The organism is Sulfurimonas sp., from assembly GCF_023228785.1.
In the GTDB taxonomy this organism is placed as follows: domain Bacteria; phylum Campylobacterota; class Campylobacteria; order Campylobacterales; family Sulfurimonadaceae; genus Sulfurimonas.
In genome coordinates this window covers 1-18,796 of sequence record NZ_JALOAN010000041.1, presented here as the reverse complement: position 1 = coordinate 18,796, position 18,796 = coordinate 1, and the positions used below count along the sequence as shown (strand labels likewise).

Sequence of the window (18,796 nt, the reverse complement as noted above, 5' to 3'; positions counted from 1 at the left end):
AGAAGCAACTTTTAATTTTAAAACATCTCTTGTAAGCTTAAAAACTATCTATGCCAATATAGTACAAAGAGCAACTACTGTAGAAAAAGACCAACCATTTAGTGATGAGCAGATACAAAAAAATATAGAAGCAACTCTTAAGCAGTACAAAGAGGGCAAAATATTTTTAAATTCTCAAAACTTTCTAAATCCAAGCAGTATAGATGCCAACCTAAATCGTATAAAAGAGGTGACACAACTTTGTCAAAAAAATGGCGTAGAGCTTATCTTGTATATTAGTCCTGTACATATTTCACATTTAGACATGATTGAATCATTAGGCTTAGGCGATACATATAACTATATGAAGCATAAGCTTTCCTTTGTTCATCCATACTATGATTTTGGAACTAAGAACACCATAACACAAAATTTTATAAATTTTCGAGATAGCTCTCATACAGTAAAAAGTATAGGGCGACTCATCTTTGAGAGAATATTTGATGAAAATAAAACAACACAAAATTCTAATTTTGGAATTTATAGAGAATTTTCACATGATCTATAAAAAAATCATAAAGCTCAACTATAAAAAATTTACTCTTTTGAGCTTCTTTATTTCATATTTTTTTATTTTAGGTACTGTTATTATAAATTACATAGTAGATCCCTTTCAAATATATAGAGCAGCAAGTTTTTATACATTTAAAATGGATGAACAGAGATATCTCAATGCTGGCTTACTTAAGAGCTATCCTTTTAATACCATTATCACAGGGTCTTCTATGGTAGAAAACTTCAACACACCTGAGATTGAAAAGATTCTTCAAGTGCAGAATGCTTCAAAACTGCCTATACAAGGAGCCTCAGGTTTTGAGCTTTATACTACTATAAATCGAGCATTAAAATATCAGGATATCAAGACTATCTTCTTAGGACTAGATATCTACTCCTTTTCAAATGATACTGCTTACTACAAGATCCCTTCTATTTTCCCTGAGTATCTTTATGATGATAATATTTTTAATGACCTTCGCTATTTACTTAACTACAAGATACTTAAAAAAAGTCTCCAAGCGATAAAATCACCTTATAATAAAACAGCTATAACAAAAAAACTAGAAACCATTTATAGCTGGGGAGAGCTATTTAAAGGCTTATTTAACAAAGAAGAGACACAAAAACATTTTATAAAAGAGTTAAATAAATATAATCTTAAGTCAACCCTAGAAAAGGAAAAAATTCAAAGTGCATTTTCGATATCTATCCTTAAAAAGAATTTTGATACATACCTTCAGACCATAGTTATCAACAATCCTTCTATTAAATTTTATATATTTTTCCCACCCTACTCCTCTTTAGCATTCAAACTTATGCAAAAGCAAAATACACTCAATGATGTAATCTTGTTTAAAAAATATATTTCTGAACAACTTAAACCTTACAAAAATGTCCATTTATACGATTTTCAATTAGCCTCTGATATCACGCAAAATCTTGATAATTATAAAGATATCACTCACTATAATCAAGAAATAAATTACTGGTTACTTTTACAGATACAAAATGATCTATACCGTATAAATCCAGATTTTTATGACGAACAATTAAAAGCATTTCAACAAGAAATAATTTGTTTTCCAACACCTATATAAACAACAAGAAAGAGTTATACTATTACGAAAGTTCAAATACTCTTATTTAAAGCTACTTAAAATATATTTTAATTTTTTAAACTGTTTTTCGCTGCAAAACTTCTCATTCGCTTTAAGCTTCCCAGCTGTTGCAATACTTTCCCTTAACTTTTCATCTCTATATAGAATTTCAAGTTTTTGAGCTAAGTCATCTGACTCTTTGCTCTTAAAAAAAAGTCCACTTTTATTATTATCAATAATTTCTAAAGGTCCACCACTATCACTTGCTATTACTGCTATTTCACACTGCATTGCTTCTATAAGAACTAAACCAAAAGTCTCTTTATCAGTTGCAAGAACAATAACATCACATAATTGCATCAATCTTTGAACTTTAGTTGTAAAACCAGTAAATATTACTTTATCATTTATTTTTTCTTTTTCAATGTTATCTTTTAAATTATTTAGGTAATTGTCATTCATAGCATGACCCACTATCAAAGCTTTAGCATCTATGTTTTTACGCACAAGTTTTTTAATAGCTTCTATAACTAAATACTGACCTTTGCTTTCTTCTATTCGCCCAATTATTCCAACAATAAAAGATCTTTGCAAATTATACTTATCACGAAGAGCTTTCTTATCTTCTAAGTCAATAGCTTCTGGTTTATCTGCCCCTATATACAGAACTTCAACATTAGGTACTACATCAATCGGAATAAATTTTTCTATTTGCTCTTTTACTTGCTTTGTGACAGCAAGCATTAAGTCGATATTTTTATATAAAAATCTATGATAAAAATCATCTTTAAATCTAGTCATTGTCATATGTCTAGTTTGTATGAGTTTAGGCTTTTGTTTTGATATAAGCTTTGCTAGAACAGCGACTGGTAGATCTTTTGTCCAGTGAATGTGTACAACAGTAATACCATTATCATCAATTATTTTCGCTAATTTTTTAGCACTTATGAACGAAAGAACCGCAGTATATTTTTTTAGCTTCTTATATTTACAGTCAGTATTTTGATAGTACTTTTCTAAATTTCCAGTTTCATTTATAACACTTGTTATATTCATGCCACTTTCATGTAGATAGTGCGAGGCTCTAACCATATATAGTTCAAGTCCACCCGTATCTGGGGACAAACAAAGCTCTAAAATTTTTCTCAAAAATACACCCCAAAAAATTAATGTGGTTATACTATCATTATTTTGATATAATTCCACTTATGAATAGATATGAAATAAATGAACTTTATAAAGATTTTTTTATGGATTTTTTAGTGAATATAAGGGATATATTCACTAAAAATGACACACTTATACACAAAGCAAGAAATGAATTAAAAATAGTTCAACATAGTAAATACACAACAGTTGTAAAATCATTTAAAGTTCCAAATATTATAAATAAAATTGTATATACTTTTTTTAGAGATTCTAAAGCTAAAAAATCTTACACACACTCATTAAAATTAAAAGAATTCACCCCCATGCCTATTGCATATATTGAGTTTTTTAAGTTTGGTCTCCTTAATGAGAGTTATTTTGTAAGCGAAAATTTTAACTATGATTTTACAATAAGAGAACCCTTGCTAGATGGAAATTTTTCAAGCAGAGAAGCTGTATTTAGGGCTTTTGCACGATTTACATTAGAGCTTCATAATGATAATATCTTTCATAATGATTACTCTCCAGGAAATATTTTAATCAAGCAAGAGGGCGAAGACTACATCTTTAAAATTGTAGATATAAATAGGATGAAGTTTTTTGCACTAAGCGAGGATGACAGAGCTAAAAATTTCTCCAAACTATGGGCAGATGATGAGATATTAGTTTTGATGGCAGATGAGTATAAGAAGCACTGTGTTTGTAGCGAAAATTTTACAAAACAAGTTTTATACTACTCAAATAAAAATAAAAAAATAAAAAATTTAAAAAAGAGACTCAAGGGACAAGAAGTAAATGACTAAAATAACAGATATTTCCTGTGTTATAATAACAAAAAATGCTCAAAACACACTAGAAGATGTACTAAAATCATTAGCAGCATTTAGCGATGTGGTAGTTTATAACAATAACTCTACAGATAAAACAGCCGAAATAGCAAAAAGTTTCACCAATGTAAATCTCATCGAAGGCGAATTTATAGGGTTTGGCCCAACAAAAAACATAGCTGCCTCTTTTGCAAAAAATGAGTGGATACTCTCTTTAGATGCTGATGAAGTAGTCTCAGAAGAATTTATTGAAAATTTAAAAGCGAAAATCCTTGACAATTACAAGGTCTATTCCATTCTTAGAACCAACTATTATAAAAAGACTCAAATAAAGCACTGCTGGGGTAAGGATAATATAGTAAGGCTGTATAATAAAAATATTACTTCCTTTACAAATAAACATGTGCATGAAAAAATTATAGATGAAAATTTGAAAATTGATTCTATTGGTGGAGCGATAAAACACTATCCATATTCTAACATTAGTGATTTTATAATTAAACTTGATAGATATTCGACAATCTATGCTAATGATAATGTAGGCAAAAAAAAATCATCTCCCATAAAAGCGGTTTTTAATGGATGCTTCTCTTTTTTGAAAACGTATTTTTTAAAAAGAGGCTTTTTAGATGGTTACGCAGGGTTAGTTATAGCTTTTTCACATATGGCTACAAACTTTTACAAATACATAAAACTTTATGAACTTAACAAAGAACAAAAATAGCCTAAACTTTTTTCAAAAGATTTAAAACTTTTTTAAAAAGAATGTCTTTTTCTTTTTTATCTATAGGAATCATAAAGTTTTGCTGTAACTTCTCATCTCCGACACCTTTCCATCTCTTTGAACTTGCAAATAGAGTATCTGCAAAAAATGTCATAGTGGGAGTTCCAACTAATGATGCTAAGTGATAGGTTCCTGTTGAAGTACTTACAAAGAGTTTGAAGTTGCTTATGAGTTTTGCAAAGTAGTTTATGCTCTCTTGTGAGAAGTAACACACAACATTGTAGTTCATAAATCTATTTTGCATCTCTTCATATAACTCCTTTTCATCTGGTCCAAATGTGAGCACAACTTGATATCTATTTTCTATTAAAACTGCGTGAATCAGCTCTTCATACTCATCTAAGTTCCAGTTAGCATCAGATGAGCCTCCAAAGCCTACATGAAAAGCAATGACTTCTTTTTCTATATCATTATTTATGCAAAATATCTTATAAACATCTTTTGCATCGCTAAACTCTAAAAGAGGTTTTTTATAACTTAGATCTATATCACTAAAGAGCTCTTTTGTCAGCGCTAAGTTATACTCAAACTCAGCCATCTTAACTTGGCTTCTTCTCTGTCTTACCCTATCTGTATAGAAGATTTGAGCTATTTTTGTAGCTGGTGCTATGCGTTTTGGAATGCGAGCTAAAAATTGAGTAAAAGCTATACGAGTGTTTGAAAAGAGAGTTATGCTTGCATCTACATTTAAAGCACGAAGCTTAGATGCTAACCTCCAAACACTCTCCCCACTATCAACTACAACCTCATCTATAAACTCACATGAGAGAGCCAAAGTCTTGTTTAGTGGAGCTACACAAGCGATGATTTTGTTATTAGGATTTTGCTTTTTTAAGACGTAGATGCAAGGCAGAGCTGTTATAAAATCCCCTAACTTATCAGTTCTACAAACTAAAATCTTCATTCACTATCCCTAAAATATTTAATTTAGGGATTTTACCTTAAAAAGGTTATAATCCGCCTTATTTAAAAATTGACAATGGATAAAAAAAGATTGAAAAAACCTTTTAAGTGGGATGAATATTCCGACCAACCAGCACAACTAAAAGATAGATCTTTTAAAAATAAGATGCGAAAAACTGAGTTTTTCTCTTTTTTAAAAACCGCTCTTATATCACTGCTTGTCTTTCCAATCTCCATCATTGCGATGCCTTATATCAGAAGAAAACATGTCGCTTCTAAGAGCTTTTTCTCCATGGGAGTTGATTATCAAAGAGAAAGCGAGGAGAGTTTAAAACTTTTAGATGAGATTGAAGTAGAGAGAGTTTTAGTTAGACTCAAACTTTGGGAGCTTGATACTCTGCCTCAGTTAAAAGAGTTCTTAGAAAAAAACAAAAAGAGAAAAGTCATCTTAAAAATCCTTCAAGATAGAGAACATGTAGAAGATCTTGATCTTTTAGAAAAGGATCTAAGAGCTATATTTACTTCTTTAGATGGTTTTGTGGATATTTATGAGATTGGTTCAACTATAAACAGGGCAAAATGGGGCTTTTTTAGTGTTGATGAGTACAACCGTTTTTATAAAGTAGCTTATGATTTAAAGCAAAAAGAGTTTAAAGATATAGTGCTTATAGGTAGCGGAGTTATAGACTTTGAGTTTCATTTTACTGCGCACACTCTTTTTAATTTTTTCAACTACAAGTATGATGGCGTTGCATCACTTCTTTATGTAGATAGGCGAGGAGCTCCTGAGAACACACAACTAGGGTTTGCTCTCTCAGATAAGATAGCATGGCTTAGTACCATGGTCTGGCTCTCTCCAAAGAGCAAACACGCACTGCACATCACAGAGACAAATTGGCCCATAAGCAACACCGCACCATACGCACCAACAAGCGAGTTTGAGTGTGTTAGCGAAGAGCTATATGCCGACTATATGCTAAGATATCATCTCTTGGCTTTTGCATCTCAACAAGTAAACTCTCTCTCTTGGCATCAGCTTATAGCGGCTGGTTATGGCTTGGTTGACAACAGAGAAGGCTTAAGAAAAAGAGAGGCTTTTGAAGTCTACAAGTTTATGTTTAAAAATCTAAAAAATGCACAGTTTTTAAGACTTGATATAAAAAGAGGCTACTATATATTTCAGTGCTTAGTAGATAACAAACTACTTCAGATCCACTGGTCTCTTAAGGATATGACTCTAAAAAATGAAGATTATTTTAAAGTCTACTCTATGAGTGGTAAAAATATAAAAGACAAAACACTTAGTATCGGTTCATCACCATTATATATATACATCAATGACTCGGTATAATTATGAGCATGAATAAAAAACCATCCACACTTTAAAGAGGAATCTCCGTAGTGCATAAAAATCAGTTTACACAAATACTTTCATTAATCTTGTTTAGTTTTTTAGTTCTTATGGCTATAAGACTAACTCTCTATAGTTTCTACACTGAGGACTTTACAGATTTAAGCACTGCCGAGTTTTACGCCTCACTTTTTATGGGCTTTCGAGTAGATATGATAACAATTTTTACATTCTCATTTATCTTTGTTTTAACTCTTATATTTCTTAAAAATCCAAAACATAGATCCATAGTAGCCATTCTTTGGGCTGTCATACTAAACATCATCTTTGTTATTAGTTTTAGCGATGTACTATATTATGATTATATCCACAGACACATCTCAAACGAGATCTTCAACCTTAGTGATGATATGGACATTATTGTAGGAATGGCATTTGGATCTATGCTTTTTCATACTCTTGGTGCACTTCTTTTAAGTACTCTATTTTTATACTCTGTTTATAAATTTTTCTCATTTAAACCAAAAGAGTTTATCTCTTCAAAAAAGTTGGTTATTTTCACACTAGTAACTATCCTAATTGTATTTATTGGCATTAGAAACAGCGTCTCTGGTAAAAGTTTTGGAAGTAGTGATGCTTTTGCGGTAAACAAAGTAAGTAGTGGAAACTTAGCACTCAATGGCTTCTTCACAATTTACAGAACTGCAAAAAAATCTGCTAAACACAATCTTATGAACCTTCAAGAAGCCATAGAGATAAGCAAAGATGCACTAAAGACTCCAAATGCACCTTTTGTAGACAAAGAGTTTCCACTTCTTCGTAAATACCCTTTTAAGGATATTGAAAAATATAATGTTGTAATTGTTCTTTTAGAATCTTTTGGAGCTGAACATATTGATGGATTTACTCACTATAAAGAGTTAAATGTTACACCATACTTTAAAAAACTAAGTCAAGAGGGTTTAAAGTTTACAAACTTTTACTCAAATGGCTACAGATCTATATTTGGTATAACTTCCATCTTTACAGGTATAACTATTCCTGCTGGAGCTCAATATTTGGGTAAAGGTTTAGAACTATCAACACTTAGCTATCTTGGAAATGTTGCAAAAGAAAATGGTTACTCAACACTCTCCATGCAGGCATCTAATAAACGTTCATATAGAGTTGATGCGGTTAGTGCAATAGCTGGTTTTGATCAGTATTATGGCGCTGAAGATATGCCAAATGTAGAAGATGTAGATGAGGGAAGAGAACCTTTAACTGGAACTTATGACTTTAATATGCTTGACTTTTATCATAAAAAATTAAACACTATGAAAGAGCCTTTTTTAAGCTTCGCTTTTACAAGTACTACTCACTCAGATTTTTATCTCCCAAGTGCAAAGTTTGAGAGGTATCCTCATGATCTAAAGAACTATCACGGATCTCTTAATGCTTATATCTATGCAGATAACGCCATAGAACGCTTTATGGAAAATGTTAAGAGTGAGCCATGGTTTGATAGAACTATCTTTATTTTCACCTCAGATCACGGAAGTGGAGATGCATTAAATCCAATAGCTAGAAAATATCGACCAGACGATACACCAAAAGCGGCAATAGAACATTTTAGAATCCCTCTTATCATATACGCTCCAAAGATTTTTGAGCCTCAGGAAGTGACAACTTTGGGTGGACATAATGATATATTTCCTACTATTGTTGATATGCTAGGCTTAAAAGCTGAGATTACTACTATGGGAAGTTCGCTCTTCGATGAAGATATAAATGAGAGGTTTGTCTATTTTTATGCTGGAAACCTTATAGGACTTATCACAAACAGTGGATATATCAAGTATAACTTTAAAGATGTAGTTGAAAAAGATGCAGAGAGCGAAAACCTTTTGGATAAGATGAAAAAACTACTTTTTGCTATAGACACAGCAGAAGCACAACTACTAGAGAAAAACAGATGGGCAAAATGATAAAAGCTAAAGCTCAATGCAGGGAGGCACTAAATGCCGAGTCATAGAATATTAATTATTTTGCCAAACTGGTTAGGTGATGCTATTATGGCTACTCCTGCTATTGAGCTTTTAGCAAAGTATTATAATAATCCTAGATTTACCTTTGTTGGAAGTTATGTCAGCATCGAAGCTATAAAGCACCATCCACTTTGTGAGAAGGCTATTGTAGATGAGACAAAAAAAGCTCCAAATAGATTTTTAGCTACATATAAACTAGCTCGTGAGTTAGGAGAGTTTCATCTAGCTATAAGCTTTAGAAACCAACTTCATTCTAGCTTACTTTTGAGATTTACCAAAACAGTTGTTTGCATCTCAAAACGTTCATGGCACTCCATCTTTTTACTCTCTCACACTTCAGTAATAAAAACCAATCAACACCTTGTAAAACAGTACGCCGAACTTGCGATGTGTGATGTTGATGGCTGGGACAAAGAAGTTCCAAAACTAAAGCTCTTTATTGAGCCAAAACTCTTTACTAAGCCTACTTTAGGGATAAATGCAGGTGCTACTTATGGAAGTGCAAAACGATGGTATCCAGAGAGATTTGCAGAGGTGGCTAGTGAATTTTCGAACAGGTACGACATCATAATCTTTGGCGGACCAAATGAGATAGAGATGGCAGATGAGATAGAGTCACATCTTAGATCCATGAAAGTTACCAACTACACAAACCTAGCAGGAAAAACAGATATAAAAGAGCTTTGCTCTAGCATTGCAGGATGTTCTTTATTTGTTACAAATGACAGCGGGCCTATGCACGTGGCAGCTGCTTATCAAGTGCCTACAGTTGCAATTTTTGGACCAACAAGACACAAAGAGACATCACAATGGATGAATGAAAAAAGTAGACTTATAAGGCATGAAATGGATTGTTCCCCTTGCATGAAGAGAGAGTGCCCACTTGAGCATCATGATTGCATGAAAAGTATCACAGCATTAGAGGTTATAGAAGTCATTAAAGATATGGATCTATAACGGTGTATGATTATCTCATTATAGGAGCTGGATCTGCAGGTTGTGCCATTGCTCACTTTTTAAATAAAGCAGGTAAAAGTGTAGCCATTATAGATAGAGATGGTGTTGCTTCAGGTGCTAGTGGAGCAGCTGGAGCATTTCTCTCACCTCTTGCAGGAAAGAAAAATCCCTATAACTCTTTCGTAAATGATTCACTTACCTTTTCTTTAGATTTTTATGAAAAGCTTTCATCTGAATCTTTTATAAAAAAAGGAGTTTTAAGAGTTGCTGATGAAAACTTCTCAAAAGATAGCCTAAACGAATTAGAAAATGAATACTACTCATCCCAAAAACTTAGAACTATCTCAAGTGATTTTAAAGATATAGAAGGATTTTTCTATAAAGAAGCTGCATATATAAATCCATCTGAGATCTTACACAAAATGATAGAGGGATGTGACTTATATATAAAAGAGATAATAGAGTTAAAATATGAAGATGAGATCTATAGTGCTGATGGTGTAAAAACAAAAAATATCATTCTAACTCAAGGAGTAAGTAACTCTTTAGTAGATAGTCCTTACATAGGATTAAGTCCTATTTTTGGACTACGACTTGATGCTAAAACAACAACTAAAGTCCCTTTTAATATCCACAAATCTATCTCCATCTCTACAAACAAAAAAGACAACACTATAGCCATCGGCGCTACTCAGCAAAGGCATGACTCTAGCGAAATATTTTGCAATACAAGTTGTGATAAGTGTAGCTTTTATGTAGATGATGAAAAAGCACAAGTTGAGTATCTTTTGAACAAAGCAAATGAGTTAATAGAGTTAAAAGACTTAGAAGTTATAAAAACATATACAGGTGCTAGATCTAGCATAAAGAGTTATTTTCCTGTAGTTGGAAAACTTGTAGATTATAATGCCTCATTAAAAAAATATCCATCTATAAAAAATGGAACAATGATTCCAAAAGAGTCTTTGCTTTACCATCCAAACATCTATATCATAAATGCGTTGGGCTCAAGAGGTTTTGTTTTTGCTCCATATCTAGCAAAGATATTGAGTCAATATCTCTTAGAAAATCTTGAGATCCCAAGTGAGATCTCAACACAAAAACTATTCTTTAAATATGCAAGAAAAAAGGTAGCTTAAAAAGCGAATTTCACACCAATGTAAGCAGACTTGTTATAGTTCTTATCTCCGCCTTTTTTACTATCATAATTTGTGTCTAATGATCTATAACCAACAGTTACATAACCGTTAGTAATTAGCTCAATGTCTAAAGCCACACGATATTCTAAAAAGTTCTTTGCATTTTGCATTGAAAGGATCTCAGGTGCAAAATAAACAGCTCCCTTAAGATATAACGGAATTGCACCATTTACTATTTTATAAGTAGCTTCTACCCCAAGTGGAATACTACTAAAATTTTTAGTACCATTTAGCTTTACACCAAGACCGATAACCAACTCTGTTGCAGCAACTCTTCTTTGCATAAGAAAGCTAGCTTCATAGTAGTCGTTCATCTCGCTATTGCTTCTAAAATCACTGTTTTTTTCATCAGCATGAAGTATCTTAGCACCTATAAATACACTATCTGGATCAATAGTATCATTGAACTGACCCATATCAACTTTTGCACCAAATTCTAAATCTTTGTCGTTAATATTTAATTCTACACTGTGCATTGCAAAAACGGAAGCACTACATAGTGCTAATAGCCCAATTTTCTTTAACATGAAGTTCCTTGTATTTTTTGGATTGTTTTTGTTGTACTCTTGCCATCGACAAAACCAACAAGCTTTAACTCACTAGCAAACTCAGTTCCAACTACATCCATTCCCTCATAATCTCCACCTTTTACTAGCGTATGCGGCTGTATCATCTTTATAAGATCATAAGGTGTATCATCTTCAAAAGGAACTACAAAGTCAACGGCTTCAAGAGCTGCAAGTATATAAGCTCTATCCTCTGCAAGATTTACAGGACGCTCAGGTCCTTTTAGTCTTGAGACTGAGGCATCTGAGTTTAGACCAACTATAAGCACATCTCCAAAGCTTTTAGCCTCTTGCAAGTACTTAACATGTCCAACATGTAAGATGTCAAAACAGCCATTTGTAAAGACAACTTTTTTGCCATTTGCTCTATATCTCTCTACTATGTTTTTTATATCTTCAAAACTCTTAATATGCGCATCTGATGTACTTTTATGTAGCGATGCTTCATACTCTTCTATCTCATCAATTGTAACTGTAGCAGATCCTAGTTTTCCAACAACAACACCAGCAGCTAAGTTTGCAAATGAAGCAGCTTCTTCAATCGATTTTGAAGCACTAAGAGCAAAGGCAATAGATGCAATAACCGTATCTCCAGCACCAGTTACATCAAAAACTTCTTTAGCAACAGTAGCAAATCGCTTAAGCTCATTTTCATATATAGCAATTCCGTCCTCCGAGAGTGTTATAAGTGATATATTTAGATCTAATTCATCTTTAAGTTTAACAAGAGCTGCTCTTAGAGACTCCTCATCTTTTATCTCTATTTTTGACGCTAACATTGCCTCTTTTTTATTTGGAGTTAAAAGATACGATCCCTTGTATTTTGAGAAGTCACTACCTTTGGGATCTACTAAAACTTTTACACCATTTTTATTTGCTAAAGATATTACTTGTTGACAAAGTGAAGTTGTTAAAACTCCCTTGCCATAATCAGACAAAATTAATGTATCAAAAGAGGCTATATTTTTAGATATGGATTCTATTATCTTAAATTCACTCTCCTCTTTAATCTCATTTTTACTCTCTTTGTCATATCTCAATATTTGCTGACCAACTGCTATGATACGGCTCTTCTTAGAAGTAGTTCTTCCCTTTTGAATTATGATATTTGAACTATCTACATTAATGATTTTTAACATCTCTTTTAGCTCAACGCCATTATCATCATCACCAATAACACTACTAACACTCACATCTGCACCCAATGCTTTGAGGTTATTAATAACATTTCCAGCTCCACCTAAAACCGTTGTCTCTTTGGCAATATCAACTACTTGAACAGGAGCTTCGGGAGATATTCTCTCACAACTTCCCCACAAATAGTGATCTATCATCAAATCACCAATAACTAGGATCTTTGGAGTGTAATTTTTTAAAAATTTCATGCTTTTACTTCTTGCTCATAAACCCTCTTTATCTCACCAACATAGTCTTTAATGGCATCTTCCATATCATAGGCTGGTTCATAACCTAGAGCCTCTCTAGTAGTCTCTATATCAGCCTCTGTATGAAACTGATAACTTCCTACAAATGGGTTTGGCATATACTCACATGCTAGATTAGTTCCTAACTCCTTTTGGAGAATGTCAACTATGTCTTGAAAGCTTCTTGGCACTCCTGTACCTACATTATAAACACCACTTTTTTTTGACATCATGGCTTTTATATTGGCTTGGATAATGTCTTCTATATATATAAAATCTCGGAGTATCTTGTCGCTTCCCTCAAAAAGTCTAGGATTTTTACCTGCTAAGATCTGATGTCCAAACTGCAAAACCATAGAGGCAGTAGTGTTTTTAAAATACTCTCCCTTTCCATAAACATTAAAATATCTAAGCCCTATTATAGAGATATCACACTCTTTAATATAGTCACGGCTTAAGTTATCCATACAAAGTTTTGAGAAACCATAAACATTGTTTGGTGCTTCTCTTCCTACTCTTTGAGGTGACTCTGCATTTCCATAAGTTGCAGCTGAAGATGCATAGATCATATTTGCACCATGTCTGATCGCTAGGTCTAAGAGATCTTTATAAGCATTTACATTTGTTTTTATCATTAGATCTTGCTCTTGAGCAGTAGTGTCAGAGATAGCAGCTTCATGAAAAATATAATCAAATTTGTAATTTATTTCTAGATCTAGGAGTAGATCTTTGTCATTTATATCTCCGCTAATAATTTCCCCATTAAAGCCTATAAGGTTTTTAAAGTGTCCAAAACTCTTTAAGTTCCCATTTGAAAGCACATAAGAGCTTCTAAAACTATCAAGCACCACTATCTTCGCATCTGGATGGTTATTTTGAAAGTAAAAAGCTAGGTTTGAACCTATAAATCCAGCCCCGCCAGTTATTAAAATCGTTTTATTTGTTAAATCATCTTCTATGTATCTCATTTACTCATCCATTCTCACATTATTTTAATAAAATCATACACTATCCTTCATTAACAAGTATTTAAGACTCAACGCACTATAATTGAGCCGAAAATTAATCTTTAAGGAAAAAAAATGAAAAAAATCGTAATCGCTACAGTAGCTTCTTTAGCATTAGCAACAGCATCTATGGCAGCAGTAAATGGCAAAGCATGTACATCTTGTCACGGTGCTGACTGGACTAAAGCAGCTCTAGGAAAGTCTAAAAATGTTGCTGAGATGACACATGCTGAAATTGCAACTTCTCTTAAGGGATATAAAGATGGCAGTTACGGTGGCCCAATGAAAGGTCTTATGAAAGGTCAAGTAGCTAAGTACTCTGATGAAGAATTAGATGCTTTTGCACAAACTATAGGTAAATAATTTATCTTCAAAACTGCTCATAAATGAGCAGTTTATTTAAACACTTCTTATTTAATTTTACCAACTTCTCTCTACTCAGGTCGATAATCTTTTTTCAAAGCTTTTTTCTTTTGCTCTTGTTTAAATGCATCATTTAGTTCATCTTCTCCATCGAACTTTGCTGCATTTAAAAACTTCTCTTCATCATCAAACTGCCCATTTTTTATAGCCCAAAGAAATGCAAAAAGTGCAACAGCTCCTAAAAAAATAGAGACACCTAACATCATAGCTATTACCCAGTTATTCATTTTCTACCTCTACTTTTGTTTAAACTTATATTTTATTCTCAGCGAATTACCAACTACTAAAAGCGAACTAAAAGACATCGATATTGCAGCTACAAGTGGGATAACATATCCCGCCATAGCAAGTGGTATAGTAATAGCATTATAGACTAAAGATATAAAAAGGTTTTGTTTGATTAGTCCAAAAGTGATTTTACTTATCTTAAATGCATCTTTAAGTGAAGTTAGAGAGTTATTCAATAAAACTACATCACCAATCTCCACAGCTATATCACTTCCACTTCCCATAACTATACCAATATCTGCTCTTGAGAGTGCCAATATATCATTAACTCCATCACCAACCATAACTACACTTCTGTTTTGCGCATGAAGAGACTCTATAAAGTTAGATTTATCCTCTGGAGTTTGTTCATAGTAAAGCTCAGTAATGCCAACCTTGCTTGCCACACTTCTAGCACTCTTTTCATTGTCTCCTGTAAGCATTACGACATTTATATCTCTTTTTTGCATCTCAAGTATAAGCTCTTTTGCACTCTCTTTTATCTTATCACTGAGCTCATATATGCAAACAATTTTGTTATCAATAGCATAGTAAAAAACTGTGTTATCGCTTACAAAGTCAATAGTTATATCGTGTTGCTTTAAGAGTTTTAAGTTTCCACCCAATATCTCTTTGTTTTTATATTTTGCTTTTATGCCACAAGCTGGAATTTGAGAAAATTCATCAAATAAGATCTCTTTTAACTTGTCGTCATTATTCTCTAAATATATACAAATCCCAGATGCAACAGGATGTTTTGATAGTTTTACAAGAGAGTACAACAACATTTTGTCAAACTCTTCAAACACATTTTCTTTTATAACCTCCGGTTTTCCGACTGTGATAGTTCCAGTTTTATCCAAGACTAAAGTATCAACCTTTGCCATAGTCTCAATTTGAGCCGCCTCTTTAAAGAGGATGCCTCTCTTTGCACCAAGGTTCAGCCCAACAAGAGTAGCAACTGGTGTAGCAAGAGCTAAAGCACAAGGACAGGCTATAACAATTACAGAGATAGCTATCATAAAAGAAGTCTCAAATCCGTTACCTATCATAAACCACACAAGAAATGTTAAAAAGCTAAATCCTAATATGACAGATGAAAAGTGTTCTGAGAGTCTATTTGCCATCTGCTGTATTTTTGGTTTTTTGTTTATTGCAGATTCAAGTAGAGTGACAAGATTTGAAAGAGTCGAGTGTTTAAAGTCCTTTGTAGCTCTAAAATAAACATCTGCATCTATACTTGTGGTCCCGCTAATAACGATATCGCCTGCTTTTTTATAAATCGGCTCACTCTCTCCCGTTAAGTTAGATTCATCAAAAGAACCTTGCCCTTTTACAATTTCGCCATCAAGTAAAACTCTCTCACCAGATGACACAACTACGATATTTCCAACTTTTACATTTTCTAACTTACAAGAAATGATAGTATCATCCAAAATAATTTTTATCTCACTAGGGATATGTTTACCAATGATATCAAGTGTGTCTGCCGCATTTTTTTTACTTAATACTTCTAAAAACTTTCCAATAAGTACAAAGGTTATAATCATACTAACAGAATCAAAGTATGCCTCTCCATATTCTGTCACAGTTATATAAATAGAATATATATATGTAAGTAATGCTCCAGTTGCGACCATTAAATCCATATTTACAACTCTATTTCTTAGACCATAATATGCACCTCTAAAAAAAACCCAACCACTATAAAAGAGTACAGGAGTAGCTAAAATCCACTCCGCTATATTTAAAATAGTTTTAATCTCTTGAGTAATTCCAGTAAAATATCCAGCATATTGAGCCACTGCTATCCACATAATATTCATAGATGCAAATATTGCCACTGCCATCTTCAAGTAGTATGATTTTCTTTCTTTGTTTGCATAAACCTCTTGTATTGATGAATCATAAGCAAAAGCATCATAACCAATAGAGCGAATCATCTCTATAATAGCAGAGAGCTTTACGACGTCATCTGCCCAAACTACAGTAGCTTTGTTGTTAGTAAAGTTAATATTTACTTCTATAACCCCATCCATCTTATGAAGAGCTTTTTCATTTAACCAAACACAAGCAGAGCAGTGAATACCTTGTATAATAAGTGCAATTTCACTAAATCCATCACTATTTGTCTTTACAAAAGCATCTCTAAAAGACTCACTATCAAAAGTTGAAGAATCTTCAAATTTCTCTATAGGAGGTGAGAGTTTTACATTTGCAGTTTTATCATAAAAACTGTCAAACCCTTCATCGCTAAGAAGTTTGAAAATACCTTGACAGCCATTACAACAAAAGTAGTGATCACTATCTTTTATCATAACAGCTTCATCAAACACAAGATGACAATGACTACAAGCTACTTTATTTGACAAGCTCAAACTTTCCTAAAGATTTGTTTTTTGCAATATTTTTAGATAACTCTATTAAACCATTCATGCAGATATATACGCCATTTTGAGGTTTTGCCCTAAGAAATCCTATGGCCATCCCAAGATTTAGAGTAGCTTCAATCTTGTTTATCTCAAACGGTTTCATAGATCCTGTAAGTATGATTTTTCTATCTTCAAATATCTCAGATAAAAATTCAGCTGTAATATCCATAGTATCTGTTCCATGGACTATTATAAAAGTATCATCAGTTGACTCCATAATGATACTAGCGATCATCTTTCTATCACCCATATCCATGTCAAGACTATCCTTGTATATGGCACCAGATAAATCATACTCAAATGTTGTACTTTTCAAAATTTTTTTTATAATTTCATTATTAAACAGAATCTCCAAATTCCCTGTTCTAGAATTGTATTTTTTGTTAAATGTTCCACCGCTATTGAGAATTAACATCGTAAATATCCTTAAATTTTGAAATAATTTTGTTTGCTTTTGATACTCTAATATTATTTGATTCATCAAAAAGATATCCACATTTCAAGCCAGCAGCAATTCCAGCTTCTATATCTCTCTCTTTATCACCAACAATAATTGATTCTGATAAGTTTATATTCAAATCCCTACTTGCATCTAGAATCATTCCAGGACTAGGTTTTCTACAACTGCACTTGCCAGATATTTTAGGATAGTGTGGACAATAATATACTTTTGATATAAGTATATCTTGCTTTAAGAACTCACCTTTCATCCAAGAAGTTAAAGTCTCAAAATCATCCTCTGAATAATAACCTCTTGCTATACCAGATTGATTAGTTACGACAACTATAATAAATCCTAGATCTTGGTAATATCTGCATAAGTCAAATATACCATCTATAAATTCAAAATCATCTATTTTGTAAAGATACTCTTTTTCAACATTTATAACACCATCACGATCTAGAAAAAGTGCCTTATTCATAAACTAATCTTCTATTCCTTCGCCAAATATTTCTTTTTCAATAATATCACAAAGAATATGTCCTATTAGTATATGAGACTCTTGTATTCTAGGGGTAGAGTTTGATGGGATAATAATAGCAAAATTAGCCAACTTTGCCATCTCTCCTCCATCACGCCCAACCAAAGCTACAGTTTTTATATTTTTCTCTTTTGCAACTTTAAAAGCATTGATAATATTTAAAGAATTTCCTGATGTAGATATTCCTATAAAAATATCTCCATCTTGACCCATACCTTCAAGTTGGCGAGAAAAGACTTTATCATATCCATAATCATTGCCAATAGCAGTTAAGTTTGAAGTGTCAGTAGTAAGTGAAAGTGAAGGAATAGATGGTCTGTCAAACCCATATCTACCAACAAGTTCAGCAGCAATATGTTGTGCATCCGCAGCACTACCACCATTACCAGCTAAAATCGTCTTATTTTTACCTCTATATAGTTCAACACAAAGCTTAGCTACCTGCTCTATCTTGCTTAGTAATTCATTATTTTCATAAATAGCTATCTTTGTTTCATAAGATTTTTTAATCTGATCTTTTATATATTCTTTCATATAATATCCTAAAATAATATTTGAAATAATACCATAATAAGCATAACAAAGTGATTTAGCAATTTTAATTTCAGAGTTATAATTAACTAGTTCCAATGCTCTGCGTTGGAATTCATATATATTTAAATTGATGTAAATAATCGCTATTGATATGCTAATAATAAATATTGAAATTGTCACGCTAGAGTTATAATTAACATATTAAGTTGATTATTAAATAGGCGAAGAATATTAAAATAGTTAATTTCTAAACGTTTAATTATTATTGTAAAAAAAGGGTGATTGTAGTAAAAAAGAAGAGTTGTTAAATTGATCAACTAGGCAGCGAC

The 18,796-nt window shown here is 32.5% G+C and carries 19 protein-coding genes; 9 read left to right on the top strand and 10 right to left on the bottom strand.

Annotated elements, in window-relative coordinates; genetic code table 11:
• Together M0Q24_RS09780 and M0Q24_RS09775 are read left to right on the top strand one after the other, a co-directional pair.
• A partial coding sequence (locus M0Q24_RS09780; RefSeq protein ID WP_295050196.1) for a hypothetical protein occupies positions 1-547 on the top strand: 547 nt, incomplete at its 5' end.
• On the top strand, positions 483-1,634 hold the full coding sequence (locus M0Q24_RS09775; protein WP_295050194.1) for a hypothetical protein: 1,152 nt from the start codon (positions 483-485) through the stop codon (positions 1,632-1,634). The genes M0Q24_RS09780 and M0Q24_RS09775, both read left to right, overlap by 65 nt.
• Positions 1,635-1,676: 42 nt before the next feature.
• Here M0Q24_RS09775 and M0Q24_RS09770 read toward each other — a convergent pair whose 3' ends face one another.
• Entirely contained in the window at positions 1,677-2,783 is a 1,107-nt protein-coding gene (locus M0Q24_RS09770) for a glycosyltransferase family 4 protein (protein WP_295050192.1), read from the bottom strand.
• Between the two features lie 101 nt (positions 2,784-2,884).
• Between M0Q24_RS09770 and M0Q24_RS09765 the strand changes: the two genes are divergently transcribed.
• Complete coding sequence (locus M0Q24_RS09765) at positions 2,885-3,586, top strand: hypothetical protein (RefSeq protein ID WP_295050190.1); 702 nt, start codon at positions 2,885-2,887, stop codon at positions 3,584-3,586.
• A complete protein-coding gene (locus M0Q24_RS09760; protein ID WP_295050189.1) occupies positions 3,579-4,334 on the top strand; it encodes a glycosyltransferase family 2 protein in 756 nt (251 codons plus the stop codon). The genes M0Q24_RS09765 and M0Q24_RS09760 overlap by 8 nt, the downstream gene beginning before the upstream one ends.
• A 1-nt stretch (position 4,335) precedes the next feature.
• On the opposite strand, the gene M0Q24_RS09755 is transcribed toward M0Q24_RS09760, so the two are convergent.
• Positions 4,336-5,298: a glycosyltransferase family 9 protein gene (locus M0Q24_RS09755; RefSeq protein ID WP_295050187.1), complete on the bottom strand. Its 963-nt coding sequence runs from the start codon at positions 5,296-5,298 to the stop codon at positions 4,336-4,338.
• Positions 5,299-5,373: 75 nt separating this feature from the next.
• On the opposite strand from M0Q24_RS09755, the gene M0Q24_RS09750 reads away from it, so the two are divergent.
• The 4 genes from M0Q24_RS09750 to M0Q24_RS09735 are packed head-to-tail and all read left to right on the top strand — an operon-like array spanning position 5,374 to position 10,771.
• Positions 5,374-6,648, top strand: a complete 1,275-nt coding sequence (locus M0Q24_RS09750; RefSeq protein WP_295050185.1) for a glycosyl hydrolase — start codon at positions 5,374-5,376, stop codon at positions 6,646-6,648.
• Between the two features lie 50 nt (positions 6,649-6,698).
• Complete coding sequence (locus tag M0Q24_RS09745) at positions 6,699-8,615, top strand: LTA synthase family protein (RefSeq protein WP_295050183.1); 1,917 nt, start codon at positions 6,699-6,701, stop codon at positions 8,613-8,615.
• Positions 8,616-8,648: 33 nt separating this feature from the next.
• Entirely contained in the window at positions 8,649-9,632 is a 984-nt protein-coding gene (gene waaF, locus M0Q24_RS09740) for a lipopolysaccharide heptosyltransferase II (RefSeq protein WP_295050181.1), read from the top strand.
• A gap of 2 nt (positions 9,633-9,634) precedes the next feature.
• Positions 9,635-10,771 carry an FAD-binding oxidoreductase gene (locus M0Q24_RS09735; RefSeq protein ID WP_295050179.1) on the top strand — a complete coding sequence of 379 codons (1,137 nt, stop codon included), beginning with the start codon at positions 9,635-9,637 and terminating at the stop codon, positions 10,769-10,771.
• On the opposite strand, the gene M0Q24_RS09730 is transcribed toward M0Q24_RS09735, so the two are convergent.
• The 3 genes from M0Q24_RS09730 to rfaD are packed head-to-tail and all read right to left on the bottom strand — an operon-like array spanning position 10,768 to position 13,789.
• Positions 10,768-11,358 carry a YfaZ family outer membrane protein gene (locus tag M0Q24_RS09730; RefSeq protein ID WP_295050177.1) on the bottom strand — a complete coding sequence of 197 codons (591 nt, stop codon included), beginning with the start codon at positions 11,356-11,358 and terminating at the stop codon, positions 10,768-10,770. The two genes, M0Q24_RS09735 and M0Q24_RS09730, sit on opposite strands and share 4 nt — an antisense overlap.
• Positions 11,352-12,782 (bottom strand): D-glycero-beta-D-manno-heptose-7-phosphate kinase, encoded by a 1,431-nt coding sequence (rfaE1, locus tag M0Q24_RS09725; protein ID WP_295050175.1) that lies wholly within the window; start codon positions 12,780-12,782, stop codon positions 11,352-11,354. Before rfaE1 ends, M0Q24_RS09730 begins: the two co-directional genes overlap by 7 nt.
• The gene (gene rfaD / locus M0Q24_RS09720; protein ID WP_295050174.1) at positions 12,779-13,789 is read right to left on the bottom strand and encodes an ADP-glyceromanno-heptose 6-epimerase; all 1,011 of its coding nucleotides are present in this window, start codon (positions 13,787-13,789) and stop codon (positions 12,779-12,781) included. Before rfaD ends, rfaE1 begins: the two co-directional genes overlap by 4 nt.
• 114 nt (positions 13,790-13,903) lie before the next feature.
• On the opposite strand from rfaD, the gene M0Q24_RS09715 reads away from it, so the two are divergent.
• Entirely contained in the window at positions 13,904-14,191 is a 288-nt protein-coding gene (locus tag M0Q24_RS09715) for a cytochrome C (protein WP_295050172.1), read from the top strand.
• A 71-nt stretch (positions 14,192-14,262) separates the two neighbouring features.
• On the opposite strand, the gene ccoS is transcribed toward M0Q24_RS09715, so the two are convergent.
• Genes ccoS through M0Q24_RS09690 form a run of 5 tightly spaced genes read right to left on the bottom strand, consistent with a single transcriptional unit; the run spans position 14,263 to position 18,467 of the window.
• Entirely contained in the window at positions 14,263-14,478 is a 216-nt protein-coding gene (gene ccoS / locus M0Q24_RS09710) for a cbb3-type cytochrome oxidase assembly protein CcoS (protein ID WP_295050170.1), read from the bottom strand.
• A 9-nt stretch (positions 14,479-14,487) separates the two neighbouring features.
• The gene (locus M0Q24_RS09705; protein ID WP_295050168.1) at positions 14,488-16,890 is read right to left on the bottom strand and encodes a heavy metal translocating P-type ATPase; all 2,403 of its coding nucleotides are present in this window, start codon (positions 16,888-16,890) and stop codon (positions 14,488-14,490) included.
• The gene (locus M0Q24_RS09700) at positions 16,880-17,365 is read right to left on the bottom strand and encodes an asparaginase domain-containing protein (RefSeq protein WP_295050166.1); all 486 of its coding nucleotides are present in this window, start codon (positions 17,363-17,365) and stop codon (positions 16,880-16,882) included. The genes M0Q24_RS09705 and M0Q24_RS09700 overlap by 11 nt, the downstream gene beginning before the upstream one ends.
• A complete protein-coding gene (gene gmhB, locus M0Q24_RS09695; RefSeq protein ID WP_295050164.1) occupies positions 17,349-17,873 on the bottom strand; it encodes a D-glycero-beta-D-manno-heptose 1,7-bisphosphate 7-phosphatase in 525 nt (174 codons plus the stop codon). Before gmhB ends, M0Q24_RS09700 begins: the two co-directional genes overlap by 17 nt.
• Before the next feature lie 3 nt (positions 17,874-17,876).
• Positions 17,877-18,467 (bottom strand): SIS domain-containing protein, encoded by a 591-nt coding sequence (locus M0Q24_RS09690; RefSeq protein WP_295050163.1) that lies wholly within the window; start codon positions 18,465-18,467, stop codon positions 17,877-17,879.
• Positions 18,468-18,796: the final 329 nt, after the last annotated feature.